We start from the raw sequence: 26,083 nt of genomic DNA, 5'->3' as shown, positions 1-26,083 counted from the left end.
ACTATGACCGCGATTAGCACTCGGTCAAGCGGAGTGCCAATGGCGGTGCGGCGCGTCGGCCGTCCGGGGTCGGTGGAGAGCCCCACGGGTGGGCGCGGTCAGGCCAGGTAGTCCTCGAGGCGGGCCACCGTCAGGCCCTGGCTCTGGGCGTGGCGCAGCAGACGGGTGGTGCGTTCCGTCAGAGTGGGGCCGGCGTCCTCGCCGGGGCCCACGAGGACGATGTCGCCCGGGGTCAGGTGCCGTGCGCCCCTCCGGTGGACGATGCCGTCGGAGCCGAGGGCGGCGCGCCACAGAACGACGGCCGAGACGCCGCAGTCGGCGGCGGCGCGCAGGGTGGTGGCGTCGTAGGCGCCGCGGGGCGGCCGGAGGAGGCGGGGGCGGACACCGAAGCGGAAGCCGAGTTCGTCCCGCTGGCCGCAGATCTCGGCGCGCTGGCCGGCGTACGGCAGTCCGGGCAGCGCCAGGTGGTCGAGGGTGTGGTTCTCGATCGCGGCGCCGACCGCGCGCAGCCGGGCGAAGTGGCCGTAGCCGGGGCCCACGACGCCGCCGGTGAGGAAGAGGCTGACCGGCAGCCGGAGTTCACGGACCATGTCGGCGAACCGCGGGTCCCGCTCGGCGCCGTCGTCGTAGGTGAGGAAGACCACCCGGTCGGTGGTGTCGACGTGGTCCACGACCGGGGGCGGCGAGGCGTCCGGCCGGCGGGTGCCGAGAGGCCGGGCCGGGTGGCTCGGCGGAGCGGCGAGCGGGGCGGTCAGGCCCCAGCGGCGGTACACCGCGCCGGCGGCCGGGGTCGGCGGCCGGGCTCCCTGGGCCGCCCGCTTGCCCAGGCGCTCGATGGGGTCGACGGACTGGGCGCAGCCGGCGAGCAGGAGGGCCGCGGCGAGCACGGCCGCCGCAGCGGTCCGCGCGCGTACCGGCCCGCCCGCCGGTTGCCCCCGGCGCCTCACAGGTAGTCCTCCAGGCGCGCCACGGCGTATCCCTCGCGCGTGACCTTGTCGAGGAACCTGCGCATGTCGTCGACCATCGTGCCGTCCCAGTCGTCGCGGCCGCGGAAGTGGGTGAGCACGATGTCGCCGGGGTGCAGGCTGCGGTCCCAGTCGCGGTACTCCCAGTGGTCGACGAAGACCTCCTCGTCCCAGATCGGGGCGTACTCGATCCCGCAGGACTTGGCGGCGCGCAGGGTGTCGCCGTTGTAGTTGCCGTAGGGCGGCCGGAAGACGGTGGGCGCCTTGCCGAACTGCTTCTTCATGACGTCCTGCATGCCGCAGATCTCGTCCCGCTGCTGCTCGTAGGAGAGGCCGGGCAGATACGGGTGGGTGAGGGTGTGGTTGTTGAGGGTGTGGCCCTCGGACTGCATCCGGCGGAAGTAGCCGTAGTCGTCCTTCACGAGGTAGTTGCTGAGGAAGGCCGAGTAGGGGATCTTCAGGTCGCTCATCATGCGCAGGAACGCCGGATCCTTCTCGGCGCCGTCGTCGATGGTGAGGAAGACGACCTTCTGGCCGGTGGGGACGGTGGTGAAGACCGGGGGCAGGTTCTCCTCCTCCTGGCCGTCCACCTCGAAGCCGTCGCGCGGGGTGATCTTCGGTTTGACGGCCGGCGGCGCCGGGGGCGTGAGCGGCACCCGGGCCAGCTTCCAGCGCTGGGCGGCGGCGGCCAGCCGGGCCTGTTCGGCGGCGCGGCGGGCCTCGGGGCTCAGCGCCTGGGCGGGGCCGCCCCGGCCGGAGTTGTGGCCGGGACCGGAGGGGGCGCCGGAGCCCGGGGCCGGGGAGCCGCAGCCGGAGACGAAGGCGGCCGAGACGAGTGCGGCCACCCCGCAGCGGAGGGCGACCCCCGGAGGACTCGAACGCCTGCCATGTGCCCGCTTTTTGTCATTTTGTACTACTTCTCGCATGGCGTCGGATCCTCGCAGGCCCCGGCGCCGAACCCGGCCCGACACCGCCGCCGGAGGCGCACCATCCACCGACTGGCCCACAATGACCCGGTGAACGACCTCGCCCTCCTCCTCACCCCCGAAGGCCGCGCCCTGCTCGACGAGGTGCGCGACACCGACCCCGCGAACGAGCTGGCCGTCGCCACCCGGCTGCGCCGAGAACACCCCGCCGAGCTGGTGTCGGCGGCGCTCGGGCAGGCACGGCTGCGGCAGCGTGCGGCGGCGAAGTTCGGGGCCGAGGACGCGGCACGGATGTTCTTCACCCCGAACGGGGTCGAGCAGTCGACCCGCGCGAGCGTGGCCGCTTACCGCGCGGAGCGGATGAAGGGGCTGGGGGTGACCTCGGTCGCCGATCTGTGCTGCGGGATCGGCGGCGACGCGATCGCGCTGGCGCGGGCCGGGATCCGGGTGCTGGCGGTGGACCACGATCCGCTGACGGCTGCCGTGGCCCGGGCCAACGCCGAGGCCCTGGGACTGACCGGGCTGATCGAGGTGCGGGAGGCCGATGTGACCGAGGTGGACACGGACGGCTACGACGCCGTGTTCGTGGACCCCGCCCGGCGCGGCGGCCGGGGCCGCATCTTCGACCCCGAGGCCTACTCGCCCCCGCTGTCGTGGGCCGTCGGAGCGGCCCTGAAGGCACCCCGGGCCGCCCTGAAGATCGCGCCCGGCATCCCGCACGAGGCGATCCCGGCCGAGGCGGAGGCCGAGTGGATCTCGGACGGCGGGGACGTGAAGGAGGCGGTGCTGTGGTTCGGCACCGGGGCGCCGGGCACCGTACGGGCCACCCTGCTGCCGGGCCCGCGCACGCTGCCCGGCCGGGGCCTGCCCGACCCCGAGGTGCGCCCGGTGGGACGGTACTTGTACGAGCCCGACGGCGCCGTGATCCGCGCCCACCTGGTCGCCGAGGTGGCCGAGGAGGTCGGCGGCGGCCTCGTCGACCCGACCATCGCGTACATCACCGCCGACGCCCTGCACCCGACGCCGCACGCCACCGCCTACGAGATCACCGACCAACTCCCCTTCAATGTCAAGAAGCTGAAGGCCCTGCTGCGCGAGCGCGAGGTCGGCACCCTGACCGTGAAGAAGCGGGGCTCGGCGGTCGAACCCGAGGAACTGCGCCGAAAGGTCAAGCCCCACGGCCCCCGCTCCGCCACGGTCTTCCTCACCCGGGTGGCGGGGGCCCCGACGATGCTGGTCGGCCACCCGGCGCGCTGAGCGCACCGTCCGGGCCCTCAGCCGGCCTCGGCGGCCCGGCGCAGCAGCAGGGCGCGTTCGCGTTCGTTGCGGGTGAGGGAGGCCGCGCGTTCGAACTCCGTGCGGGCCTCCGCCGTGCGGCCGAGGCGGGACAGCAGGTCGGCACGGACGCTGGGGAGCAAGTGGTAGTCGCGCAGGGCGGGTTCGGCGGCCAGGGCGTCGACGAGTTCGAGCGCTTCGGCCGGACCCTCGGCCATCGACACGGCGACCGCGCGGTTCAGTTCGACGACCGGCGACGGGGCACGGGCGGCGAGCAGGGCGTAGAGGGTGGCGATGGTCCGCCAGTCGGTCTCCGCGTAGGAGTACGCGTGCGCGTGGCAGGCGGCGATGGCCGCCTGGAGGGCGTAGGGGCCGGGTGCGCCGGTGGCGGTGGCGTCGGCGCGGGCGAGGGCCCGGATGCCGCGGGCGATGAGCATGCGGTTCCAGCGGCGCCGGTTCTGGTCCTTCAGCAGCACCGCGGTGCCGTCGGGGGCGGTGCGGGCGGCGGTGCGCGAGGCCTGGAACTCCAGCAGCGCGGTCAGGCCGTGCACCTCCGGTTCCTTCGGCATCAGCCCGGACAGCAGCCGGGCCAGCCGCAGGGCGTCCTCGCACAGCCCGGGGCGCAGCAGGTCGTCGCCGGCGGTGGCCGCGTAACCCTCGTTGAAGATCAGGTAGATGACGTCCAGGACCGAGCCGAGGCGGGCCTCGCGGTCGGGCCCGTACGGCACCTCGAAGGCGACGTTCCGCGTCGCGAGGGCGCGTTTGGCGCGGACGATGCGCTGGGCGATCGTCGGCTCCGGGACCAGATGGGCGCGGGCGATCTCCGCCGTGGTGAGGCCGCCCAGCAGGCGGAGGGTGAGGGCGATGCGGGCCTCGCGGGACAGCACCGGATGGCAGGTGGTGAAGACGAGCCGCAGCAGGTCGTCGTCGATGTCGTCCGGGTGGGCGGGTTCCGGTGGCGGGGCCGCGTCCGGGAGGTTCCGGCCGATCTCCGCGAGCTTGCGGGCGTAGGTCTCGCGGCGCCGGACCAGGTCGACGGCGCGGTGCCGGGCGGTGGCCATGAGCCAGGCGCCGGGGTTGTCGGGCACGCCGTCCCGGGGCCACCGCTCCAGGGCGGCGACCAGCGCGTCCTGCGCCAGTTCCTCGGCGATGCCGATGTCCCGCACGATCCGGGCGACACCGGCGACGACGCGCGGGGACTCCAGCCGGAAGACGGTCTCGATGGCGTGTGCCGCGGTGGGCTGTGCTTCCACAGCCCACCATGCAACACCCCCGGGCCGCCCGGAGCCAAGAAGGGCTCAGCCCTCGGCGATCTCCCGGACCTCGCAGGTGACGGTCCAGAACTCCTCGTGGGTCTTCAGGAACCGCTTGGTCCACTCCAGCGCCTCGGCCATGTCCTTGCACTGCATGAGCGCGTAGCCGCCCACGACCTCCTTGGACTCGGTGAAGGGTCCGTCGGTGACGGAGATACTGCCGCCCTCCCAGCGCACCCGGGCGCCCTGGGCGGAGGGGGTGAGCCCGGCGGTGTCGAGCATGACGCCGGCCTTGGTGATCTCCTCGATCAGCTCGCCCATCCGCTGCATCAGTTCCTCGCTGGGGCCCTCGGCGGGGGCGGAGGCCTCGTCGATGCGCACGAGCGACAGGTAGCGGGGCATGGTGACTCCTCGGTTCGGGCGACGGGGCCGTTCCCCGCCGCTCACCCATGCGTCGAACGGGAGACGGCCGGATCGACAGTCACGCGGAAACTTCCCGGAGATTTTTTTCCCCGCCGTCCGGACCGGGCCCGCCGCTCAGCGCAGCGACGCCCGCAGCTCGCTCGCCGCCGGCTCCTTCGCCACCACCCGGTCGGGGTCGGAGGGCGCCGTGACGACCGGCATCATCACCGTTCGCGCCCGGTCCGCGGTGAGCCCCTCCAGGCTCCGGCGAGTACGCCGGGCCGCCGGGCCCTCCGTCCGCCTTCGTCGCCGTTCTCGTCCTCTCCGGTCACGGAAGGAACGTGAATCCGGATTACTGGCGGACTGTAAGCGAAAGCCGTGAGAGCCGGTTTTCTCGGGGAACTCTCATCCGAGGCTCACCGTGGGCACCGGATTGCTGCCACTCCACGAGGCGTTGAACCCGAAGGTCACCGAACCGCCGTCCGGCACCGAGCCGTTGTACGAGGCGTTCGCGCACGACACCGCCGTGCCCGACTGGGCGCAGGTGGCGTTCCAGGCCTGGGTGATCCGCTGGCCGGCGCCGTACGCCCAGTTCACCTTCCAGGAGGACAGCGAGGCACCGGAGCAGGAGATCCTCACCTGGCCGGTGAAGCCGGTGTTCCACTGGCTGGTCACGCTGTAGGCGGCCGAGCAGGCACCGGTGGGCGGCGGTTCGCTCGTGCCACCCCCGCCCAGCGCCTCGGCGATGCCGTGGTACGCCGGTTTCTGCTGGTAGTTCTCGTCGTACGGCGTCGCCGCCCCGTAGCCGGGGAAGGTGCTCGGCACCCATGAGTCGGAGTCGGTGAAGCCCCACACCGTGACGTTGACGCACCGGTTCACGGCCGCGCAGGCGGCCACCACGGACTTGAAGTCGGCCGCCTGCTGGGCCAGTTTCACGCTGTCGGCGGGCAGGGACATCCGGACGTCCAGCTCGGTGACGGCCACGTCCACGCCGAGGTCGGCGAAGCGCTGGATGTTCTGCTGGAGTGTGGCCGGCACCTGGCCGAGGATCAGATGGGCCTGGAGGCCTACGCCGTCGATCGGCACGCCCTGCTGCTTGAGGGACCTGACCAGGTTGTACAGGGCGGTGGACTTCGCGTTCACGCCCTCGACGTTGTAGTCGTTGATGTACAGCTTGGCGTCCGGGTCGGCCGCGTGCGCCCAGGTCAGGGCGTTGGCGATGTAGCCGGAGCCGAGGCCGTCGTACCAGATCGTCGAACGGTAGCCGCCGTCCTCGTCGAAGGGCTCGTTGACCACGTCCCAGACGGACACCTTGCCCTTGTAGCGGCCCACCTCGGTGTTGATGTGGTTCTGCAGCAGGGTGCCGAGCTGGGCCGGGGTCCAGTTGCCGTTGGTCAGCCAGCTCGGGTTCTGGCTGTGCCAGACCAGGGTGTGGCCGCGCACCTGCTGGTTGTGGGCCTGGGCGAAGGCCACGATCTGGTCGGCCTCGGTCCAGTTGAAGCCGCCCTGGGTGGGCTCGACCGAGCCCCACTTCATGGCGTTGCCCGGGGTGAGCGAGCCGAACTGCGTCCCGGTGATGTCCGCGTAGGCGCCGGTGAGCTTGGAGCCGGTGACCGCGGTGCCGATGACCTTGCCCTTCGCCGCGGCGAGGTCGCGCAGCGGCGGGTCGGCGGCACGGGCGGTGCCGGTACCGGCGGCGAGCAGGGCCGCGGCAGCCACCAGGGCGGTCAGACAGGCGCGTAAGGGAGTTCTGGAGGTTCTCATGGCGGGGGGCCTCCGAAAGTTTCGGTCGTGCAACCGATTGACTTCGGAGGAGTGTGGGGGCGCACGCCCCACCCGTCAATACGTCAACTTCCGGCCACTCACGTCACCCGGCGGCCGGGGCCGCCGTACTGCTGCGCACCACCAGGCTGGTCGCCAGCTCCACCCGGGTCGCCGCCCGCTCGTCCTCCGCGCGGCCCAGCTCCAGCACCAGCCGGGCCGCGGCCTCGGCCATCTCGGTCAGCGGCTGGCGCACGGTCGTCAGCGGCGGCCCCACCCAGCGGGCCACCGGCAGATCGTCGAAGCCGACCACACTGAGGTCCTCCGGGATGCGCAGCCCCAGCTCGCGCGCGGCCTCGAACAGGCCGAGCGCCTGCAGGTCGTTGCCCGCGAAGACGGCGGTGGGCCGGTCCGGGCGGCGCAGCAGCTCCAGGCCCAGCCGGTAGCCGGCGTCGTGGTGGAAGTCGCCGGTCACGACGAGCGAGGGGTCGACCGGCAGCCCCGCCGTCTCCAGCGCGGCCCGGTAGCCGTCGACGCGGGCCCGGCTGCACATCATCCGGGAGGGGCCGCTGATGGCACCGATCCGGGTGTGGCCGAGCTCCACCAGGTGACGGGTGGCGGCGAGGCCGCCCTGCCAGTTGGTGGCGCCGATCGAGGGCACGTCCGGGCCCGGGTCGCCCGCCGGGTCCATCACCACGAACGGGATGGAGCGGCTGGTCAGCAGCGCGCGCTGGGACTCGTCGAGGCCGGACAGCACCAGGACCACGCCGTGCGGGCGGCGGGCGGCGACCTGGTCGGCCCAGGTGCGGCCCGGGGTGAGCCGCCCGGCCGACTCGGACAGCACCACGCTCAGACCCGCGTCCCGGGCCACGTTCTCCACGCCCCGGATGACCTCCATCGCCCAGGCGCTCTCCAGCTCGTGGAAGACCAGGTCGATCAGCGGGGAACGGGACGCCTCGGCGCGCCGGCGCCGGTAGCCGTAGGCGCGCAGCAGCCCCTCGACACGGGTGCGGGTCGCCGGGGCCACGTCGGCGCGGCCGTTGAGGACCTTCGAAACAGTCGGAGCGGAGACCCCGGCCTCCCGGGCGATTTCGGCGAGGGTCGCCGTCTGCGTTTCTGCGGGCTTCGAAGGCTTCATGCCCGCGATCGTATCCCTGCGGGACCTCTTGACGAAGGTGTTCTCGCGCCATAGGTTTCCGGAACATTCGATGCATTGCCCGAAACATTCGGGAGCGTCGAGAGTCCGACCGCCCGAGAGCCCGAGAGTGTGCCGACGAACGGGGTACCGCCCGGCGTCCCGAACCTTCCGACGGGAGTTCCATGACCACCGCTCCTTGGCGCGACCCCGCCCTGCCCGCCACCGCGCGCGTCGACGACCTGCTCTCCCGCATGACCCTCGAGGAGAAGACCGCCCAGCTCTACGGAGTGTGGGTGGGCGCCGCCACGGACGGCGACGGGGTCGCCCCGCTGCAGCGCGAGATGACCGCCGACCACGACTGGGACGAGCTGATCACCCGCGGCCTCGGCCAGCTGACCCGCTCCTTCGGCACCGCCCCCGTTGACCCGGCGCTGGGCACGCAGGCGCTGGCCCGTGCCCAGCGCCGCATCGCCGGGGCGAGCCGCTTCGGCATCCCGGCGGTCGCCCACGAGGAGTGCCTGGCGGGCTTCACGGCCTGGGGCGCGACCGCGTACCCGGTACCGCTGGCCTGGGGCGCGGCCTTCGACCCGGCACTCGTCGCCGAGCTGGGCCGGCACATCGGCCGCGACCTGCGCTCGGTCGGCGTCCACCAGGGCCTCGCCCCCGTGCTGGACGTGGTCCGCGACCCGCGCTGGGGCCGGGTGGAGGAGACGATCGGCGAGGACCCCTACCTGGTCGGTACGGTCGGCACGGCCTATGTGCGCGGTCTGGAGTCGACCGGGGTCATCGCCACGCTCAAGCACTTCGCCGGGTACGCCTCCTCGGTGGGCGCCCGCAACCTCGCCCCCGTACGGGCGGGCGTACGGGAGTTCGCGGACGTGATCCTGCCGCCGTTCGAGATGGCGCTGCGCGAGGGCGGGGCGCGCTCGGTGATGGCCTCCTACACCGAGACCGACGGCGTACCGGTCTCCGCGGACCCCCGGCTGCTCGACGAACTCCTGCGCGGCGAGTGGGGGTTCACCGGCACGGTGGTCGCGGACTACTTCGGCATCGGCTTCCTGCGGAGCCAGCACCGGGTCGCGGAGGACGAGGCCGGCGCGGCGCACCTGGCCCTCGCGGCGGGCATCGACGTCGAACTGCCGACCCTGAAGTGCTACGGCACCCCGCTCGTCACCGCCGTACGGGCGGGCCGTGTGCCGGAGTCGCTGGTGGACCGCGCCGCCCGCCGGGTCCTGCTGCAGAAGTGCGAGCTGGGCCTGCTGGACGAGGACTGGCGGCCGGAGCCGGACGTCCCCGTCGACCTGGACTCGGCCCGCAACCGGGCCCTGGCCGGCCGACTGGCGGAGGAGTCGGTGGTCCTGCTCGACAACCCCGACGGGCTGCTCCCGCTGGCCCCCGACACCCGGATCGCGGTGGTGGGCCCCCGTGCGGCGGACGCCCTGGCGATGCTCGGCTGCTACTCCTTCCCCTCCCATGTCCTCCCCCACCACCCCGAGGTCCCGCTCGGCGTCTCGATCCCGACGGTCCTGGACGCCCTGCGCACCGAACTCCCGGACGCCAAGGTGACGTTCGCCGAGGGCTGCGGAGTCTTGGACCCGGACACCGCGGGCTTCGCGGAGGCGGTGGCCCGGGCAGCCGAGGCGGACGTGTGCGTGGCGGTACTCGGCGACCGCGCGGGCCTGTTCGGCCGGGGCACCTCCGGCGAGGGCTGCGACGTGGCGGACCTGCGACTGCCGGGGGCCCAGGGCGAGTTGCTGGACGCGCTGGTCGCCACCGGCGTCCCCGTCGTCCTGGTCCTGCTCACCGGCCGCCCGTACGCGCTGGGCCGCTGGCACGGCCGGCTGGGCGCGGCCGTCCAGGCCTTCTTCCCGGGCGAGGAGGGCGGACCGGCTCTCGCGGGCGTCCTGTCCGGCCGGGTGAACCCCTCGGGGCGTCTCCCGGTGAGCGTCCCGCGCGCGCCCGGCGGCCAGCCCTGGACCTATCTCCAGCCCCCGCTGGGCCTGGCCGGCGAGGTCAGCAACCTGGACCCGACCCCGCTGTACCCCTTCGGCCACGGCCGCTCGTACACGACGTTCGCCTGGGAGGACTTCACCGGCAACGATGTCACGGAGATCGGCACGGACGGCTCGTACGACCTCTCGCTGACCGTCCGCAACACCGGTGACCGCGCGGGCGCCGAGGTCGTCCAGCTCTATCTGCACGACCCGGTGGCGTCCGTGACCCGCCCGGACGTCCGGCTGACCGGCTACCGGCGGCTGGAGCTGTCCCCCGGCGAGTCCCGCCGGCTGACCTTCCGCTTCCACGCCGACCTGTCGTCCTTCACCGACCGCACGGGCGCCCGCGTGGTGGAGCCGGGCGCGCTGGAACTGCGGCTCGGACCGTCCAGCGCGGAGGTACGGCACACCGCGCGGCTGCGGCTGACCGGTCCGGTGCGGGTGGTCGGGCCCGAGCGGATGCTGCGCTGCGAGGTGGACGTGGCCGAGGCGGGGTGAACGCGAACACCCCGCCACCGGAAATCCGGTGGCGGGGTGTCGAATGGAGCGCCGGGCAGGCCTTGCACCTGCATCTCCCCACAGGAAGTGGGACGTCTTTCCTTGGACCACCAACGCACTGCGTCCGGACCGGGGTTCCGGCCGTTCGCGTGTGATGATCATAGCCCACCGACAGGGGTGCGCGCATCCCCTGGCGCTCGGGCGCCGCGGGGCCCGGCGTTCGTGGCACCCCGCGGGCGCGATGGCGCCCGTGCGTTCGGTCATGCCCAGCTGGGCCATGATGCCGCCGGTGTCCAGATAGACGCGGCCTTCCTGGATCTTGCCGTCCTTGATCTCGTAGATGTCGCAGGCGTGCACCGTGACGTGACGCCCGGTGGCGGGCAGGGTGCCGGCGTGCAGGACCAGATCGCCGGTCTGCGTCCCGTCGCCGGCGTACTCGACGACCACCGTGTCTCCACCCCCCTGTGGTGAAGCCTTTCCCCCGCGGCGCCCCGAGCCGTCCTCTCATTCCATGCTGACGTGCGGCCCACGCGGGTGCATCTCGGCGGACGGCCTATCGCTCCGCCACCGGCTCGAACCGCCACCGGTGGACCGCCCGCGTCACCAACCCACCCGTCGGTTCGGGCAGTTCCGGAAGGTCGGCGTCGTACGGCGCGTCCCACCAGGTGATGACCAGTACCCGGTCCTGCGGGGCCCGGAAGGTCTCCCGGCGCAGCGGCTCCCGGGCCAGGTCCTGCGCACGCACCCAGGCCAGCAGCTCCGCGCCCCGGCCCGCGGCGGCCCGGGCCTCCCACATCAGGGCGACCGTCACGAGTGGAGGTTCTCCTTGCTCACCTCGTGCACATGGTCGTGGTTCTGCCCCGGCACGTGCGGGTCGGTCACCGGCAGCGAGGAGTCGGCGGACAGGTCCCAGTCGGAGGCGGCCCGGTTGCGGGAGACCATCTCGGCGCCGAGGGCCGCGACCATCGCGCCGTTGTCCGTGCACAGCTTGGGACGCGGGACGCGCAGCCGGATCCCGGCCGCCTCGCAGCGCTCCTGGGCGAGGACGCGCAGCCGGGAGTTGGCCGCGACACCGCCGCCGATCATCAGGTGGTCGACCCCCTGATCCTTGCAGGCGCGGACGGCCTTGCGGGTCAGCACGTCGACCACGGCCTCCTGGAAGGACGCGGCCACATCACGGACCGGGACCTCCTCGCCGGCCGCGCGCCTGGCCTCGATCCAGCGGGCCACGGCGGTCTTCAGACCGGAGAAGGAGAAGTCGTACGCGGGGTCGCGCGGGCCGGTCAGACCACGCGGGAAGGCGATCGCCCGCGGGTCGCCCTCACGGGCGTAGCGGTCGATGACCGGGCCGCCGGGGAAGCCCAGGTTCAGCACCCGAGCGATCTTGTCGAAGGCCTCGCCGGCCGCGTCGTCGATGGTGGCGCCCATGGGGCGGACGTCGGAGGTGATGTCCTCGGACAGCAGCAGGGAGGAGTGGCCGCCGGACACCAGCAGGGCCATGGTGGGCTCGGGCAGCGGGCCGTGTTCCAGCTGGTCCACACAGATGTGCGAGGCCAGGTGGTTGACGCCGTACAGGGGCTTGCCGAGGGCGTAGGCGTAGGCCTTGGCCGCCGAGACTCCGACGAGCAGGGCGCCGGCGAGTCCCGGGCCCGCGGTGACCGCGATGCCGTCGAGATCCTTCGCGGTGACGCCCGCCTCCTTCAGCGCGCGGTCGATGGTCGGGACCATCGCCTCCAGGTGCGCCCGGGAGGCCACCTCGGGCACGACGCCGCCGAAGCGGGCGTGCTCGTCGACGCTGGAGGCGATGGCGTCCGCCAGCAGGGTGGTGCCTCGGACGATGCCGACGCCGGTCTCGTCGCAGGAGGTCTCGATGCCGAGGACGAGAGGTTCGTCAGCCATTGATCTCGGTTCCTTGTACTGGGGGGGAGTCCGCGGCGGGGCCGCTGTCGGATGCTGTGGTCAGGCGCATCACCAGGGCGTCGACGTTCCCCGGCTGGTAGTAGCCGCGTCTGAAGCCGATGGGCACGAAGCCGAAGCGCTCGTAGAGCTTCTGGGCGGCGACGTTGTCGACCCGGCACTCGAGCATGACCTCGGCGCACTCGAAGGCGGTGGCCGCCTTCAGCAGCTCGGTCAGCAGCCGTCCGCCGAGGCCGGTGCCCTGGTGGGAGCGGGCGACGGCGATGGTCTGGACGTCGCCGACCGCGGCGGCGCCGCTGTCGGGTTCGGATGCGGTGCCGGAGGCGGCGAGGCCCGCGTATCCGACGATCCGGCCCTCCCCCTCGGCCACGAGGTACCGCCGGTTGGCCTCGGCGCCCCGGGAGTGGGCCAGCTCGGACCAGAACATGCCCCTCGACCAGGCGTCATCGGGGAACAGCTCCCGCTCCAGCGTCAGCACCGGGTCGATGTCCCACCAGCGCATCTCACGCAGTCGAGGCTCCGTCACTTCGGGGTGACCACCTTGTAGTTCTTGGGGACCTGCGCGTCGGGGCGGCGCAGGTACAGCGGGCGTGGCGCCGGCAGTTCCTCGCCCGCGGCCAGCTTCCCGGCGGCCAGCGCGGCGAGGGCGGCGGCGGACACGTGCTCCGGTTCGTGGGCGCTCGGGAACGTGTCCGGGTAGAGCAGCGCGCCGGCGCCGACCGCGGGCAGTCCGGCGACCCGCTCGGCGATGTCGGCGGGGCGGTCGACGGCCGGGCCGGTCAGGCGGGTGCGGGAGTCGGCGTACGTCGCCCAGTAGACCTCCTTGCGCCGGGCGTCGGTCGCCACGACGAAGGGGCCCTTCTCGATGTCGGCGGCGTAGGCGAGGCCGTCCAGGGTGCACACACCGTGCACAGGGACGCCGAGCGCGAGGCCGAAGGTGTCGGCAGTCATCAGGCCGACCCGCAGACCGGTGTAGGGGCCGGGCCCGACACCGACGACGATCCCGGTGACGGCCTCCAGCTTGAGCCCGGCCTCGGCGAGCACCCGGTCGACGGCCGGCAGCAGCAGCTCTCCGTGCCGGCGGGCGTCCACCTGGCTCGACGACGCGATGACGTCCGTCCCGTCGTGCAGCGCGACGGTGACGGCGGGGGTGGCGGTATCCAGAGCGAGCAAGAGCACGCGAACAGCCTACGGCGCCCGCGCCGCTCGCATCGCCGTCCCGGTGCGGCGGTCACCGACTGCTACGGTTCGTAAGAAGTGCGACATATGGTACGAAACAGAGGTGGACGCGCGTGGCAGGGACCAGCTCGGGGATCGTGGCCGGCCTCACCGCGGTGGCCATCGGTGTCGTCGGATTCCTCGCCTACCAGGCACAGGCGACCGTTCCGCCGAGCCTGAGCGGCAGACCCGGGCCGAACGCGGCGTCCGCCGGGGCGGCCGGGAAGGCACCGCGCGACCGGCTGCATCCGGGCGCCCTGCCGAGCGGTTCCGGAACGGGTGAACGGGTCGTGTACTCGGTGGACGACGACCGGGTCTGGCTGGTCGACGACCACAACCGGGTGCAGCGCAGCTTCGGGGTGAGCCCCGGCACCGTGGACCCGCCGGCCGGCAGATACTGGGTCACGTCCCGCTCGAACGCGGTCACCGGGACCGACGGTCTGCCCATCGAGCACGTCGTGCGGTTCACCAGCGTGGACGAAGTGGTGATCGGCTTCAGCGCGGCGGTGCGGGGCGAGGCCTCCGTCACCGGGGACGGGGTGAAGACGGGCGGTATCCGGGAGCGGCGTGAGGACGGCGACGCGATGTGGAAATTCGCCACGATCGGCGTACCGGTGGTGGTGATCCGCTGACGGCGGCGCCGCGACAGCCGCGGGCGGTACCGGTATCGAGGCCGGGCGGACGGGCGGCACCGGGAGAGGCGGCCCGCGGCCGACGCGGTCCGGTCGGCGGCTAGGCGGCCCGGCGCCGTTCCGGCCTCACCGGGTGTTCCGGCCTGGAGGGCGCAGGCTCGCACGGTGGCCGGGAGACCGCGAGAGCGGCCTCGCACGACGCCAGCAGCTCACGCATCGACACCCCGCCGAACACGGGCGGCTCGACCGGCGGCTCCGTGGGCCGAGAAGCGGACATGGACGCCTCCTGAAGTGCGGGGGCGGGCACGGTTAGGTATGCCTAACCGTGAGCAGGACACCATGTGACCACGCCCGGGACATCCTGCGCAATATGTTACCGACGCCTTGTCGGAAAGTGGCCGCGCTCAGGCCGCGAGCGTGCCCAGATCCGCGCTCTCCCACCGCTCCCCGAGCCCGGTGACCGTCACCTGCCGGACCTCGTCGGTCGTGTCGCCGACGGCCCGGTGGATGACGACCTGGAGCCGGTCCTCGGTCAGCTCCTCGACCTTGCCCTCGCCCCACTCCACGACGATCACCGAGTCGGGCAGGGAGACGTCGAGGTCGAGGTCCTCCATCTCGTCGAGGCCGCCGGAGAGCCGGTAGGCGTCCACGTGGACGAGCGGCGGCCCGTCGCCGAGGGAGGGGTGCACCCGGGCGATCACGAAGGTCGGCGAGGTGACCGCGCCGCGCACGGCGAGCCCTTCGCCGAGCCCGCGGGTCAGCGTCGTCTTGCCCGCACCCAGCTCGCCGCTGAGCATCACCAGGTCACCCGAGCGCAGCAGCTTGGCCAGGCGGCGGCCCAGCTCCCGCATCTGCTCGGGAGAGGTGATGGTCAGCCGGGTCTCAGCGGGGTCGTGCGGTACTGCTGGTGCTGCTGGCTGTTCCATAGCCACTTACCGTAGCCCCTGCCGGCACGGCGCCCGCGCGGGTGAGCAGGTCGGCCAGACGGTCGGTGACCACTTCGGGGTGCTCCAGCATCACCAGGTGCCCGGCGTCCGGCACGAGCACCAGTTCGGCGTCCGGGAGGAGGTCGGCGATGGCCTCGCTGTGCTCGCTGGGCGTGACCAGGTCCTGCACACCGGCCAGCACCAGCACCGGAAAGTCCCGGAAGCAGAGCAGCGCCTCGGTCTTGTCGTGCTCGGTGAAGGCCGGATAGAACTCGGCGACCACGTCGATCGGCGTCGACTCGATCATCCGTTCGGCGAACCGTTCGACGGCGGGATCGACGTCCCGGGACGCGAACGAGTAGCGCTTGATGACCCCGGCGAACAGGTCGGCGGTGGCCCGGCGCCCCTTCTCCACCAGTTCCGCCTGCTGCCCGAGCGCCCTCAGCACTCCCGGCAGTATCCGGCGCACCGCGTTGACGCCGGCCACCGGCAGCCCGAAGTTGACCTCGCCGAGCCGCCCGGAGGAGGTGCCGATGAGGGCGGTGGCGACGACCCGGTCGCGGATCAGCTCCGGGAAGTGGGCGGCCAGCGCCATGATGGTCATCCCGCCCATGGAGTGCCCGACCAGCACGATCGGCCCGTCGGGTACGGCCGCGTCGAGGACGGCCTTCAGATCGCGGCCGAGCTGGTCGATGGTGAGGGTCACGCCGTCCTGGGTCTGGGCCACCCCGCGTCCGGACCGGCCGTGGCTGCGCTGGTCCCAGTGCACGGTGCGCACGACCCCGCGCAGGGCCGCCCGCTGGAAGTGCCAGGAGTCCTGGTTGAGGCAGTAGCCGTGGCAGAAGACGACGGTGACGGGGGCGGGGGCCTTGCGGCCGAAGAGCCTGCGGCGGCGGGGGGAGACGTTCGGACCCGGGTCGGGGTCCACGTCGTCGACCTCGTAGTACAGCTCGGTGTCGTCGTCGGCGTACGCCTTGCCGGGGGTGCCGCGCAGGGTGCCGTAGGGGCCGGCCGAGTCGAGCACGAGCCGGGCCCGGCGGCGCATCCCGCGGCCCACGGTCATCCGCTCGACGGCCACCCCGGCGGCCGCGCCCGCGGCCAGGACGCCTATCGCGGCACCGGCGATGCCGGTCGTCCTGCGCCAGTTACCGGCCGCCCCCGCGGCGGAGGCGGCGACGGCCGCCGAGGCGACGGCGTCCACCAGTGCCTCCGCGCTGCTCTCGCTCACTTCCGCTCCTCTTCGCCGTACTGCAGTTCGCTGGGTGGGTGAAACGGGTGGTGCCGGGATGGTACGGGTGGTGCCGATGTTGTCCGTGTCACCAGTGGCGGCAGGAGTAACCGGGCATGGGTGTCCGCCCCCCTGAAGGGGTTACCCCTCCTGGTGCCCGTTCACATGGACGCGGGGAACACGCGTTCCGATCCGGGTGACGATCTCATACGCGATCGTGCCGCACGCCTGCGCCCAGTCCTCGGCGGTGGGCTCACCGCGGTCACCGGGACCGAACAGCACCGCCTCCGCACCGGCCTCGGGCTCGTCCCCACCGAGATCCACCACGAACTGGTCCATGGCCACCCGCCCCGCGACGGTCCGCCACTTGCCGTCCACCAGTACCGGGCCGGTACCGGAGGCGTGCCGGGGGATGCCGTCCGCGTAGCCGACGGGGACGAGGCCGAGGGTGGTCGCGCCCGGGGTGACGTAGTGGTGCCCGTAGCTGACGCCGTGTCCGGCCGGGACGTGCTTGACCAGCGCCAGCGACGCGCTCAGCGTCATCACCGGGCGCAGGCCGAAGTCCGCCGGGGTGCCGATCTCCGGGCTGGGCGAGATGCCGTACATGGCGATGCCCGGCCGGACGAGGTCGAAGTGGGTCTCCGGAAGGGTCAGCGTGGCCGGGGAGTTGGCGATGTGCCGCACCTCGGGGCGCACGCCCCGCTCCTCGGCGTACGCCACCATGTCCCGGAACCGGGTGAGCTGGGCGGCGATGGACGGATGCCCGGGCTCGTCGGCGCAGGCGAAGTGCGACCACAGACCGGTGACCCGGAGCAGGCCCTCGTGTTCGGCCCGCAGGGCCTCGCCGACCAGTTCGGGCCAGTCGGCGGGCTGGCAGCCGTTGCGCCCGAGTCCGGTGTCGGCCTTGAGCTGCACGCGCGCGGGCCGGCCCGCCTGCCGGGCGGCCTCGGTGACCTCGCGCAGCGCCCACATCCCGCTGAGGGACACGTCGATGTCCGCCTCGACGGCCTGCCGCCAGGGCCCGCCGGGCACCCAGAGCCAGCACAGGACGCGGGTGTCCAGACCGGCGGCGCGCAGCGCGAGCGCCTCCTCCGGCGTGGCGGTGCCGAGCCAGGTCGCGCCCGCCTCGACGGCCGCGCGGGCACACGGCAGCGCCCCGTGGCCGTACGCGTCGGACTTGACGACGGCCATCAGGGCCGCGCCTTCCGCCCGGGCCCGCAGGACCCGCACATTGGCACGCAGGGCGGCCAGATCGATCTCGGCACGGGCCCGCAGAGGCGGGGTCGGCTCAGCAACAGTCTCACTCATGGCGCCCCCAGTCTCTCAGAGGACCACGGCGGCCCCCGGGCGCACCGGCCGAAGGGCCGCCGGCGGGTGACGGCCCGGTCGTCGCGGTGGACGTCCCGAGACGGCGCGGAGGTTGCCGCAGGGGTCTTGCGACGGCCGCGGCGGCAGGTGTAGCAATGGCGCGACGGAAAACTTGAACATTGTTCAAGTTTCTGGCCGCCGTCACTTCGCATCACTTCGCGTTCGTACCCCCCACCGAGCCGAGGAGCAGCAGATGTCCACGGAACGCCCCGCCCGCAGCCGGCGTACTGTCCTGGCGGCGGGAGCCCTCACCGGCCTCGGCCTGGCGGGCGCCCAGTTGGCCGGCCCGGGACCGGCCGGCGCCGCGACCGCCGACGGCACGTCGTCCGCGGGTGACACGCCGTCCGGTGGTGAGACCGCCTACCTCGTCGGGCGAGGCGTCGCCGACGCCACCGGTGAGGTCGCCGAGGTCGGCATGATGGGCTACGGCCGGTTCGACCAGCAGGCCGCCGGGCTGCACACCCGGTTGAGGGCCCGCGGGTTCGTGGTGGTGGACAGGGCCACCGGCCGGCGCGTCATGCTGATCGTGGCGGACTCGCCGATGATCTTCGAGAGCGTGCACCAGGAGGTGCTGCGGCGTCTCGCCGCGAGGTACGGCGACCTTTACACCGAGCAGAACGTGCTCATCACCGCCACCCACACCCACGCCGGTCCCGGCGGCTACTCGCACCATCTGCTGTACAACGCGACCACGTTCGGGTTCCACCGCAAGACCTTCGAGGCCGTGACGGACGGTCTCCTCGAGGCCGCCCGGCGTGCCCACGACGACCTGGCACCGTCCGACCTGGTTCTCAGCCACGGAACCCTGACCGGGGCCAGCGCCAACCGCTCCCGGGTGGCCTTCGACCGCAACCCGAAGGCCGACCGCGACCACTTCCCGGACGCCGTCGACCCGCACACCACGCTGCTGCGGGTGGAGCGGGCCGGACGGGCGGTGGGCGCCATCAACTGGTTCCCGGTGCACGGCACCAGCATGTCCGGGGACAACCGCCTGATCAGCGCGGACAACAAGGGGTTCGCCGCCTACCACTGGGAGCGGGAGGTCAACGGCGTCGACTACCTGGCCGACGGCTCCCCGGCGTTCGTCTCGGCGTTCGCCCAGACAAACAGCGGCGACATGTCCCCCAACCTCGACCTGGAGCCCCCGACCACACCGGAGGACTTCGCCCACACCCACGCCTGCGGGCTCCGGCAGTACGAGGCCGCCGCGGCGCAGTTGCACCAGCCGGGCGTCAGGCTGTCCGGTCCGGTGGACTCCCGGCTCGTCCACATCGACCTCTCCGACATCACGGTGCGCCCCGAGTTCACCGGAGACGGGCGGACCCATCGGACCTCGAAGCCCTGCATCGGCGCCTCCATGGCCGCCGGGAGCATGGAGGACGGGCCGGCCTTCCCCGGATTCAAGGAGGGCGAGAACCCCTTCTGGGACGCGGTGTCCGACTCCGTCGTCTACACCGTCTCGCCGGAGCTGAAGGAGGCACAGGCGCCGAAGGACGTCTTCGTGCCCATCGGGGAGATGAACCGCGTCTACCCGTGGGTGCAGGAGCGGGTGCCGGTGATGCTGGTGCGCATCGGCCGGCTGTACCTCGTCGGCATCCCGGGCGAGGTCACCATCTGCGCGGGCCTGCGGCTGCGGCGCACGGTCGCCGCGATCGTCGGCGCCGACCTCGAGGACGTGCTGGTCGCCGGATACGCCAACGCGTACTTCCACTACCTGACCACCCCCGAGGAGTACGACTCCCAGCAGTACGAGGGCGGCAGCACCCTCTTCGGCCGCTGGCAGCTCCCGGCGCTGCAGCAGACGGCGGCCGCCCTCGCCACCGCGCTGCGCGACGGCACCCAGGTACCCATCGGCCCCGGGGCACCGGACCTGTCCGGCAAGGCCCTCTCCCTGCAGCCCGGGGTGGTGCTGGACGCGCCGCCGGTCCTCAAGTCCTTCGGGGACGTGCTGGAGACGCCCCAGGACGGCTACAAGGCGGGCGACCAGGCCCGGGGCGTCTTCGCGGGCGCCCATCCGGGCAACGACCTGCACCGGGGCGACACCTACCTGGAGATCCAGCGCCAGGACTCCGGCGGGACCTGGCACCGGGTCGCCGACGACGGCGACTGGGCGACCAGGTTCCACTGGGAGCGCTACGGCGTCGCCGCCTCCAAGGTCACCATCACCTGGGACATCCCGCAGGGCACCACCCCCGGTGCGTACCGGATCGTGTACCACGGCGACGCCCGGAACCTGCTCGGCACCATCACCCCGATCACCGGCAAGTCACCGGCTTTCACCGTGCGTTGACCCACAGGCCGACGAGGGCCCGGCGCGCCTCCCCCACGGTGCGCCGGGCCCTCGTCTCCCCCAACGGTGCTCAGCCCAGGGCGTCCCGGACGTCCCGCCACGCCTGGGGCAGCCGCTCCGCGATGTCGTGCGCCCCGGCCGGCGCCCCCGAAGCGGCGAACCGCCCGGCCAGCCCGTGCAGATACGCCGCCGCGCTCCCCGCGTCCGGCGCGGCCAGCCCGGAGGCCAGCAGCGACCCCGCGAGCCCCGACAGCACGTCCCCGCTCCCGGCGGTGGCCAGCCATCCCGTGCCCGTGGGGTTCACCCGCACCGCGCCGCCCCCGCTGTCCGCGACCAGCGTCGTCGACCCCTTCAGCAGCACGGTCGCCCGGTACACCGCCGCCAGCTCCCGCACCGCGGCCAGCCGGGCCCCCTCGACCTCCTCCCGGCGCACCCCGAGCAGCGCCGCCGCCTCCCCCGCGTGCGGGGTCATCAGCGTCGGCGCCGTACGCCCGCGCACCGTGTCCCGCTCCGCCAGCCGCAGCCCGTCGGCGTCGAGCAGCACGGGCACATCGGTGTCCAGCACCTCCGCCACGGTCGCCGCGTCGTCCCCGGCACCGGGCCCGACGACCCACGCCTGCACCCGCCCGGCCTTCGCCGGGCCCTGGTCGGACACGAGCGTCTCCGGGAACCGGGCGATCACCGCGTCCGCGGCGGGCCCGACGTACCGCACCGCACCGGCCCCGCCGCGCAGCGCCCCGGAGACGGCCAGCACGGCGGCCCCCGGATAGCGCGCCGACCCGGCGGCGATCCCGACCACGCCCCGCCGGTACTTGTCGCTCTCCGCCGCCGGACGCGGCAACAGCCGGGCCACGTCCACGTGTTGCAGCGCCTCCACCTCGGCGACGGGCGGCAGGCCGAGACCGATGCCGACCAGCCGCACGGTTCCGGCGTACTCGCGCGCGGGGTCGATCAGCAGCCCCGGCTTGTGCGTGCCGAAGGTGACGGTGAGGTCGGCCCGGACCGCCGTGCCCCGCACCTCCCCGGTGTCGGCCTCCACCCCGCTCGGCAGGTCCACCGCGACGACGGCGGCCCCCGACCGCTCGACGGCGTCGGCCAGTGCCTCGGCCTGCGGCCGCAGCCCGCCCTTGCCGCCGATGCCGACGATGCCGTCCACCACGAGGTCGGCCCGCGCGATCCACTCCCCGGCGCGGCCGGGCACCGTGACAAAGCCGCCCGCCCGGCGCAGCGCCGCGAGACCGCCCGGGTGGGTGCGCTCGGGCGGCGCAAGCAGTACGGCCGTGACGCCCGCGCCCCGCCGCGCCAGCCGGGCGCCCGCGTACAACGCGTCCCCGCCGTTGTCCCCGCTGCCGACGAGCAGCACCACCCGCCGGCCGTAGACCCGCCCGAGCAGGTCGGCGCAGGCGGCGGCCAGCCCGGCGGCGGCCCGCTGCATCAGCGCACCCTCCGGAAGCCGTGCCATCAGCTCCCGCTCGGCCGCCCTCACCGTCTCCACGCTGTACGCAGTACGCATGGCTTCGAGTCTGCCCCGGAAAGGCCACCCGCCACACCCGGCGCCTGCCGGAGCCACCCGCGGCGCTCAGCCCTCGGCGACCACCACGGCCGAGGCGATCCCGGCGTCGTGGCTGAGCGACACATGCCAGGAGCGCACGCCGAGTTCCGCCGCCTTCGCGGCGACGGTCCCCTTCACCCGCAGCCGCGGCTGCCCGCTGTCCTCGACGTACACCTCGGCGTCGGTCCAGTGCAGCCCCGGTGGCGCGCCCAGCGCCTTGGCCAGCGCCTCCTTGGCGGCGAACCGTGCCGCGAGGGACGCGATGCCGCGCCGCTCCCCGCTCGGCAGCAGCAACTCACTGTCGACGAACAGCCGATCGGCCAGCCCAGGCGTCCGATCCAGCGACGCCCGGAACCGATCGATCTCGGCGACATCGATACCGACCCCGATGATGCTCATGGGCAGACCCTATGGCGCGCGGGTGCGCTGCCGTCGGCAGGTCACTCCACCGTGACGGACTTCGCCAGGTTCCGCGGCTGGTCGACCTCGTTGCCCCGGGCCGTGGCCAGCTCGCAGGCGAAGACCTGGAGCGGCACCGTCGCCACCAGCGGCTGCAGCAGGGTCGGCGTGGCCGGGATGCGGATCAGGTGGTCGGCGTAGGGGACCACCGCCTCGTCGCCCTCCTCCGCGATCACGATCGTCCGTGCCCCGCGCGCCCGGATCTCCTGGATGTTGGAGACGATCTTGTCGTAGAGCACCGACCGGCCGCGCGGCGACGGCACGACCACCACCACGGGCAGGTCCTCCTCGATCAGGGCGATCGGGCCGTGCTTCAGCTCCCCCGCCGCGAAGCCCTCGGCGTGCATGTAGGCGAGTTCCTTGAGCTTGAGCGCGCCCTCCAGGGCGACCGGATAGCCCACGTGCCGGCCCAGGAACAGCACCGTGTCCTTGTCGGCCAGCGACCGCGCGAGCGCCCGTACCGGCTCCATGGTCTCCAGCACCCGGTCGACCGCGCCGGCGATGTGGGACAGGTCCTTGATGACGGCGCTGATCTCGTCGCCCCACTTGGTGCCGCGCACCTGGCCCAGGTACAGGGCCACCAGGTAGCACGCCACCAACTGGGTCAGGAACGCCTTGGTGGAGGCGACGGCCACCTCCGGCCCGGCGTGGGTGTACAGCACCGCGTCCGACTCACGCGGGATCGTCGAGCCGTTGGTGTTGCAGATCGCCAGCACCTTGGAGCCCTGCTCACGGGCGTGCCGCAGCGCCATCAGGGTGTCCATGGTCTCGCCGGACTGCGAGATGGCGATGACCAGGGAACGCCCGTCGAGGATGGGGTCCCGGTAGCGGAACTCACTCGCCAGCTCCACCTCGCACGGGATGCGCGTCCAGTGCTCGATGGCGTACTTGGCGATCAGGCCGGCGTGGAAGGCCGTACCGCAGGCGACGATGACGACCTTGTCCACCTCGCGCAGCTCCGACGGCGTGATCCGGACCTCGTCGAGCGTCAGGGAACCGGCCGCGTCGATGCGCCCGAGCAGGGTGTCGGCGACCGCCTTGGGCTGCTCGGCGATCTCCTTGAGCATGAAGTAGTCGTAGCCTCCCTTCTCCGCGGCCGACGCGTCCCAGTCCACGTGGTACGAACGCACCTCGGCGGGACGGCCGTCGAAGCCGGTCACCGTCACACCGTCCCGGCGCAGCTCCACCACCTGGTCCTGGCCCAGCTCGATCGCCGAGCGGGTGTGCTCGATGAACGCGGCGACGTCGGAGGCCAGGAACGCCTCGCCCTCGCCGACGCCCGCCACCAGGGGCGAGTTGCGGCGGGCGCCCACGACCACGTCCGGCGCGTCGGCGTGCACCGCGACCAGCGTGAACGCGCCGTCCAGGCGCCGGCACACCAGCCGCATGGCCTCGGCGAGATCGGCGCAGGACGAGAACTCCTCCGCCAGCAGGTGTGCGACGACCTCGGTGTCCGTCTCGGACGCGAGCTCGTGCCCGCGCTCGGCCAGCTCGGCCCGCAGCGCCGCGAAGTTCTCGATGATGCCGTTGTGCACGACCCCGACCCGGCCCGCGTTGTCGAGGTGCGGGTGCGCGTTCGCGTCCGTGGGACCCCCGTGGGTGGCCCAGCGCGTGTGGCCGATACCCGTCGTACCCGCCGGCAGCGGCCGGTCCACGAGCTCCTTCTCCAGGTTGACCAGCTTCCCGGCCTTCTTCCCGGCGGCCAGCCCGCCGTCCGCGAGCACGGCGACACCCGCCGAGTCGTAGCCCCGGTACTCCAGCCGCTTCAGCCCGGCCATCACGACATCGAGCGCCGACTGCGACCCCACGTATCCCACGATTCCGCACATGTGCCGCAGCCTACGGGCGACCCGCCCCCCGAAAGAGCCGCCGCGTGCCCGAAATCAGAAATTCCCACCGCGGCGGGCAGAACCCTCCCGCCCCGGCGCGCTGTTGCGCGAGCCCGGCGTCATCCTGCCGACGGCGGCCGTGCCGTGGTGTGAGTGATCCGCGCCGACGCCCTTGGGCCACCGCCCCACGTGCGTGCGACCGGCGGGAAGCGGGCTGGAAGCCGTTCGACGTGGCGCGGGACGGGAGTCCGGACCAGCGGACGGAGTCCGGATACGGCCGCCGGACAGAACCGCTCTGTACTGGTGGCGGCCGGCGTACTGGCGGGCGTCCGACCGCCGGCACCCGGCCTGACCATGGCGAGGGCGGCTGCGCTGCCGGGGAGCCGCCCTCTCCTCGTCCCGCTACGTGACGTACCCCACCCCGCACCCCCGTTCAAACTCCGTTAACAATGGACTGTGATCTCACCGGTCTCCCCGATGCCCAGGAGCGCCCACCGGTCCAGGCCGGAGGCGACTCCCTTCGTCGACCTCACGCGTGCCGAGTGGAGTGCGCTGCGGGACAAGACGCCGCTGCCGCTCACCGCCGAGGAGGTGGAGAAGCTGCGCGGGCTCGGCGACGTCATCGACCTCGACGAGGTGCGGGACATCTACCTCCCGCTGTCGCGCCTGCTCAACCTCTACGTCGGTGCCACGGACGGCCTGCGAAGCGCGCTCAACACCTTCCTCGGCGAACAGGGCTCCCAGTCCGGCACCCCGTTCGTGATAGGCGTCGCCGGTTCGGTGGCGGTCGGCAAGTCCACCGTCGCCCGCCTGCTGCAGGCCCTGCTGTCCCGCTGGCCCGAGCACCCGCGGGTCGAACTGGTGACCACCGACGGGTTCTTGCTGCCCACCAGGGAGCTGGAGTCCCGCGGCCTGATGTCGCGCAAGGGGTTCCCCGAGTCGTACGACCGCCGGGCGCTGACCCGCTTCGTCGCCGACATCAAGGCGGGCAAGGACGAGGTGACGGCCCCCGTCTACTCCCACCTGATCTACGACATCGTCCAGGACAGCCGGCTCACCGTGCGCCGCCCGGACATCCTGATCGTCGAGGGGCTCAACGTCCTGCAGCCCGCCCTGCCCGGCAAGGACGGCCGCACCCGGGTCGGCCTCGCCGACTACTTCGACTTCAGCGTGTACGTCGACGCGAGCGCCGAGGACATCGAGAGCTGGTACCTCAGCCGCTTCAGGAAGCTGCGCCGGACCGCCTTCCAGAAGCCGGACTCGTACTTCCGCAAGTACACCCAGGTGTCCGAGGACGAGGCCCTCGACTACGCCCGCACCCTGTGGCGCACGATCAACAAGCCCAACCTGGTCGAGAACATCGCGCCCACCCGCGGCCGCGCCACCCTCGTCGTCCGCAAGGGCGCCGACCACAAGGTGCAGCGGCTGCGGCTGCGCAAACTGTAGGTGTGACGTGCGCATGGAAGCCTGTTAGAAAGGCGCCATGCTGCATCTGCGCCTGATCACCCCGGCCGAGAAGACCGACGAGGTGGTGCGGCTGATCGAGACGACGGTCGGCACGGCCCACCTCGTCGTACTGCCGGGCGCCGCCCGCGACCCCGCCGGGGACGTCGTCCAGTGCGACGTGGCACGCGAGGCGGGCGACGAACTCCTCAGCGCCCTGCAGCGGTTGGACCTGGAGCGGACGGGCTCCATCGCGGTCGAGAACATCGACCTCTCGCTGTCCCGGCGGGCCGACCGGGCCGAGGACGAGGCGCCCGGCGAGGCCGCGGACGCGGTGCTGTGGGAGCACCTGACGGAGGCGACGCACGAGGAGTCGACCCTGTCGGTCACCTACGTCGCGTTCCTCACCCTGGCCACCATGATCGCGGCCTGCGGCGTGGTGCTGGACAACGCGGTCCTGATCGTGGGCGCGATGGCGGTCGGCCCGGAGTTCGGTCCGCTGGCCGGTATCTCCACGGCCCTGGTGCAGCGCCGCCCGCGCCTGGCGCTGCGCTCGGTGACCGCGTTGCTCGTGGGCTTCGCGGCGGCGATGGCGGTGACGGTCGGCTTCAGCCTGTTCATGGACGCCATCGGGCTGTTCCACCGGTCCGGGCTGGAGGGCGAGCGCCCCAACACGGCGTTCGTCTACGCCCCCGACGCCTTCTCGTTCGTCGTGGCGGTGCTGGCCGGGATCGCCGGCACCCTGTCCCTGACCTCCGCCAAGTCGGGCGCGCTGGTGGGCGTGGCCATCTCGGTGACGACCGTGCCCGCCGCCGCCAACGCGGCCGTGGCCCTCGCTTACGGGGACACGGCCCAGACGGTCGGCTCGACGAACCAGCTCCTGCTGAACCTGCTGGGCATCGTCCTGGCCGGCATCATGACCCTCCTGACCCAGAAGTGGTTCTGGGCCAGGCAGCGGCGGCAGCAGCCGAACGTCGAACGGACCTAGTCGAAAGGACCTGGTCGAAAA

22 protein-coding genes and 2 pseudogenes are annotated in these 26,083 nt (G+C 73.0%); 6 read left to right on the top strand and 18 right to left on the bottom strand.

Features of this window, described 5'->3' with window-relative positions:
- Window positions 1-98: 98 nt before the first annotated feature.
- Together ACFVVO_RS01410 and ACFVVO_RS01405 are read right to left on the bottom strand one after the other, a co-directional pair.
- Window positions 99-947 carry a polysaccharide deacetylase family protein gene (locus ACFVVO_RS01410; RefSeq protein WP_390050915.1) on the bottom strand — a complete coding sequence of 283 codons (849 nt, stop codon included), beginning with the start codon at window positions 945-947 and terminating at the stop codon, window positions 99-101.
- Entirely contained in the window at window positions 944-1,891 is a 948-nt protein-coding gene (locus ACFVVO_RS01405) for a polysaccharide deacetylase family protein (protein WP_390050914.1), read from the bottom strand. Before ACFVVO_RS01405 ends, ACFVVO_RS01410 begins: the two co-directional genes overlap by 4 nt.
- Before the next feature lie 90 nt (window positions 1,892-1,981).
- Between ACFVVO_RS01405 and ACFVVO_RS01400 the strand changes: the two genes are divergently transcribed.
- Window positions 1,982-3,148, top strand: coding sequence for a methyltransferase domain-containing protein (locus ACFVVO_RS01400; protein ID WP_390050913.1), 1,167 nt, complete (start codon window positions 1,982-1,984; stop codon window positions 3,146-3,148).
- A 17-nt stretch (window positions 3,149-3,165) separates the two neighbouring features.
- Here the strand turns inward: ACFVVO_RS01400 and ACFVVO_RS01395 are convergent, their stop codons facing one another.
- The 5 genes and pseudogenes from ACFVVO_RS01395 to ACFVVO_RS01375 all read right to left on the bottom strand — a co-directional run bounded on the left by ACFVVO_RS01395 (window position 3,166) and on the right by ACFVVO_RS01375 (window position 7,720).
- Complete coding sequence (locus tag ACFVVO_RS01395) at window positions 3,166-4,419, bottom strand: RNA polymerase sigma factor (protein ID WP_390050912.1); 1,254 nt, start codon at window positions 4,417-4,419, stop codon at window positions 3,166-3,168.
- A 45-nt stretch (window positions 4,420-4,464) separates the two neighbouring features.
- Window positions 4,465-4,821, bottom strand: a complete 357-nt coding sequence (locus tag ACFVVO_RS01390; protein WP_390050911.1) for a YciI family protein — start codon at window positions 4,819-4,821, stop codon at window positions 4,465-4,467.
- A 135-nt stretch (window positions 4,822-4,956) separates the two neighbouring features.
- Window positions 4,957-5,088, bottom strand: a pseudogene (locus tag ACFVVO_RS01385) (LytR family transcriptional regulator); the annotation flags it as partial.
- 138 nt (window positions 5,089-5,226) lie between these two features.
- Window positions 5,227-6,585, bottom strand: coding sequence for an endo-1,4-beta-xylanase (locus tag ACFVVO_RS01380; RefSeq protein ID WP_390050910.1), 1,359 nt, complete (start codon window positions 6,583-6,585; stop codon window positions 5,227-5,229).
- Between the two features lie 103 nt (window positions 6,586-6,688).
- Window positions 6,689-7,720, bottom strand: a complete 1,032-nt coding sequence (locus tag ACFVVO_RS01375; protein ID WP_390050909.1) for a LacI family DNA-binding transcriptional regulator — start codon at window positions 7,718-7,720, stop codon at window positions 6,689-6,691.
- Between the two features lie 182 nt (window positions 7,721-7,902).
- On the opposite strand from ACFVVO_RS01375, the gene ACFVVO_RS01370 reads away from it, so the two are divergent.
- Entirely contained in the window at window positions 7,903-10,212 is a 2,310-nt protein-coding gene (locus tag ACFVVO_RS01370; protein WP_390050908.1) for a glycoside hydrolase family 3 N-terminal domain-containing protein, read from the top strand.
- 327 nt (window positions 10,213-10,539) lie between these two features.
- On the opposite strand, the pseudogene ACFVVO_RS01365 reads toward ACFVVO_RS01370, so the two are convergent.
- The 5 genes and pseudogenes from ACFVVO_RS01365 to tsaB form a co-directional block, all read right to left on the bottom strand.
- A pseudogene (locus tag ACFVVO_RS01365) lies at window positions 10,540-10,659 on the bottom strand (hypothetical protein); the annotation flags it as partial.
- A 106-nt stretch (window positions 10,660-10,765) separates the two neighbouring features.
- Complete coding sequence (locus ACFVVO_RS01360) at window positions 10,766-11,023, bottom strand: hypothetical protein (RefSeq protein WP_390050907.1); 258 nt, start codon at window positions 11,021-11,023, stop codon at window positions 10,766-10,768.
- Entirely contained in the window at window positions 11,020-12,111 is a 1,092-nt protein-coding gene (gene tsaD, locus ACFVVO_RS01355) for a tRNA (adenosine(37)-N6)-threonylcarbamoyltransferase complex transferase subunit TsaD (protein WP_390050906.1), read from the bottom strand. The genes ACFVVO_RS01360 and tsaD overlap by 4 nt, the downstream gene beginning before the upstream one ends.
- Entirely contained in the window at window positions 12,104-12,631 is a 528-nt protein-coding gene (gene rimI, locus ACFVVO_RS01350) for a ribosomal protein S18-alanine N-acetyltransferase (RefSeq protein ID WP_390051548.1), read from the bottom strand. The genes tsaD and rimI overlap by 8 nt, the downstream gene beginning before the upstream one ends.
- Before the next feature lie 20 nt (window positions 12,632-12,651).
- Window positions 12,652-13,308 (bottom strand): tRNA (adenosine(37)-N6)-threonylcarbamoyltransferase complex dimerization subunit type 1 TsaB, encoded by a 657-nt coding sequence (gene tsaB, locus ACFVVO_RS01345; RefSeq protein ID WP_390050905.1) that lies wholly within the window; start codon window positions 13,306-13,308, stop codon window positions 12,652-12,654.
- A gap of 113 nt (window positions 13,309-13,421) precedes the next feature.
- Here tsaB and ACFVVO_RS01340 point away from each other — a divergent pair, with 113 nt between their 5' ends.
- Window positions 13,422-13,979: a hypothetical protein gene (locus tag ACFVVO_RS01340; RefSeq protein ID WP_390050904.1), complete on the top strand. Its 558-nt coding sequence runs from the start codon at window positions 13,422-13,424 to the stop codon at window positions 13,977-13,979.
- Between the two features lie 404 nt (window positions 13,980-14,383).
- Here ACFVVO_RS01340 and tsaE read toward each other — a convergent pair whose 3' ends face one another.
- The 3 genes from tsaE to alr form a co-directional block, all read right to left on the bottom strand.
- Window positions 14,384-14,905 (bottom strand): tRNA (adenosine(37)-N6)-threonylcarbamoyltransferase complex ATPase subunit type 1 TsaE, encoded by a 522-nt coding sequence (gene tsaE / locus ACFVVO_RS01335; RefSeq protein ID WP_390050903.1) that lies wholly within the window; start codon window positions 14,903-14,905, stop codon window positions 14,384-14,386.
- Window positions 14,862-16,133, bottom strand: a complete 1,272-nt coding sequence (locus tag ACFVVO_RS01330) for an alpha/beta fold hydrolase (RefSeq protein WP_390050902.1) — start codon at window positions 16,131-16,133, stop codon at window positions 14,862-14,864. The genes tsaE and ACFVVO_RS01330 overlap by 44 nt, the downstream gene beginning before the upstream one ends.
- Before the next feature lie 141 nt (window positions 16,134-16,274).
- Window positions 16,275-17,441, bottom strand: a complete 1,167-nt coding sequence (gene alr, locus ACFVVO_RS01325) for an alanine racemase (protein WP_390050901.1) — start codon at window positions 17,439-17,441, stop codon at window positions 16,275-16,277.
- A gap of 253 nt (window positions 17,442-17,694) precedes the next feature.
- Here alr and ACFVVO_RS01320 point away from each other — a divergent pair, with 253 nt between their 5' ends.
- A complete protein-coding gene (locus ACFVVO_RS01320; RefSeq protein WP_390050900.1) occupies window positions 17,695-19,791 on the top strand; it encodes a neutral/alkaline ceramidase in 2,097 nt (698 codons plus the stop codon).
- 70 nt (window positions 19,792-19,861) lie between these two features.
- Here the strand turns inward: ACFVVO_RS01320 and ACFVVO_RS01315 are convergent, their stop codons facing one another.
- The 3 genes from ACFVVO_RS01315 to glmS all read right to left on the bottom strand — a co-directional run bounded on the left by ACFVVO_RS01315 (window position 19,862) and on the right by glmS (window position 23,631).
- On the bottom strand, window positions 19,862-21,304 hold the full coding sequence (locus ACFVVO_RS01315; RefSeq protein ID WP_390050899.1) for an NAD(P)H-hydrate dehydratase: 1,443 nt from the start codon (window positions 21,302-21,304) through the stop codon (window positions 19,862-19,864).
- A gap of 66 nt (window positions 21,305-21,370) precedes the next feature.
- Window positions 21,371-21,742 (bottom strand): holo-ACP synthase, encoded by a 372-nt coding sequence (locus ACFVVO_RS01310; RefSeq protein ID WP_143627861.1) that lies wholly within the window; start codon window positions 21,740-21,742, stop codon window positions 21,371-21,373.
- Between the two features lie 41 nt (window positions 21,743-21,783).
- Window positions 21,784-23,631: a glutamine--fructose-6-phosphate transaminase (isomerizing) gene (gene glmS, locus ACFVVO_RS01305; RefSeq protein WP_390050898.1), complete on the bottom strand. Its 1,848-nt coding sequence runs from the start codon at window positions 23,629-23,631 to the stop codon at window positions 21,784-21,786.
- Between the two features lie 477 nt (window positions 23,632-24,108).
- Between glmS and coaA the strand changes: the two genes are divergently transcribed.
- Together coaA and ACFVVO_RS01295 are read left to right on the top strand one after the other, a co-directional pair.
- Window positions 24,109-25,077 carry a type I pantothenate kinase gene (coaA, locus tag ACFVVO_RS01300; protein WP_390051546.1) on the top strand — a complete coding sequence of 323 codons (969 nt, stop codon included), beginning with the start codon at window positions 24,109-24,111 and terminating at the stop codon, window positions 25,075-25,077.
- Between the two features lie 37 nt (window positions 25,078-25,114).
- Window positions 25,115-26,062, top strand: coding sequence for a DUF389 domain-containing protein (locus ACFVVO_RS01295; RefSeq protein WP_390050897.1), 948 nt, complete (start codon window positions 25,115-25,117; stop codon window positions 26,060-26,062).
- Window positions 26,063-26,083: the final 21 nt, after the last annotated feature.

It is taken from the genome of Streptomyces sp. NPDC058145 (assembly GCF_042884245.1).
Classification (GTDB): Bacteria; Actinomycetota; Actinomycetes; order Streptomycetales; family Streptomycetaceae; genus Streptomyces.
Note: the sequence above shows the minus strand (reverse complement) of the source record. Positions and strands in the feature narration are given on the sequence as shown.

Bases quoted from the DNA above. Each gene is read 5' to 3' on its own strand.
- alr (WP_390050901.1), bottom strand. From the start codon at position 17,441: ATGAGTGAGACTGTTGCTGAGCCGACCCCGCCTCTGCGGGCCCGTGCC.
- ACFVVO_RS01320 (WP_390050900.1), top strand. From the start codon at position 17,695: ATGTCCACGGAACGCCCCGCCCGCAGCCGGCGTACTGTCCTGGCGGCG.
- ACFVVO_RS01295 (WP_390050897.1), top strand. From the start codon at position 25,115: ATGCTGCATCTGCGCCTGATCACCCCGGCCGAGAAGACCGACGAGGTG.
- ACFVVO_RS01370 (WP_390050908.1), top strand. From the start codon at position 7,903: ATGACCACCGCTCCTTGGCGCGACCCCGCCCTGCCCGCCACCGCGCGC.
- tsaE (WP_390050903.1), bottom strand. From the start codon at position 14,905: ATGGAACAGCCAGCAGCACCAGCAGTACCGCACGACCCCGCTGAGACC.
- glmS (WP_390050898.1), bottom strand. From the start codon at position 23,631: ATGTGCGGAATCGTGGGATACGTGGGGTCGCAGTCGGCGCTCGATGTC.
- ACFVVO_RS01380 (WP_390050910.1), bottom strand. From the start codon at position 6,585: ATGAGAACCTCCAGAACTCCCTTACGCGCCTGTCTGACCGCCCTGGTG.
- ACFVVO_RS01405 (WP_390050914.1), bottom strand. From the start codon at position 1,891: ATGCGAGAAGTAGTACAAAATGACAAAAAGCGGGCACATGGCAGGCGT.
- ACFVVO_RS01390 (WP_390050911.1), bottom strand. From the start codon at position 4,821: ATGCCCCGCTACCTGTCGCTCGTGCGCATCGACGAGGCCTCCGCCCCC.
- tsaD (WP_390050906.1), bottom strand. From the start codon at position 12,111: ATGGCTGACGAACCTCTCGTCCTCGGCATCGAGACCTCCTGCGACGAG.
- ACFVVO_RS01315 (WP_390050899.1), bottom strand. From the start codon at position 21,304: ATGCGTACTGCGTACAGCGTGGAGACGGTGAGGGCGGCCGAGCGGGAG.
- rimI (WP_390051548.1), bottom strand. From the start codon at position 12,631: ATGCGCTGGTGGGACATCGACCCGGTGCTGACGCTGGAGCGGGAGCTG.
- ACFVVO_RS01375 (WP_390050909.1), bottom strand. From the start codon at position 7,720: ATGAAGCCTTCGAAGCCCGCAGAAACGCAGACGGCGACCCTCGCCGAA.
- coaA (WP_390051546.1), top strand. From the start codon at position 24,109: ATGCCCAGGAGCGCCCACCGGTCCAGGCCGGAGGCGACTCCCTTCGTC.
- ACFVVO_RS01310 (WP_143627861.1), bottom strand. From the start codon at position 21,742: ATGAGCATCATCGGGGTCGGTATCGATGTCGCCGAGATCGATCGGTTC.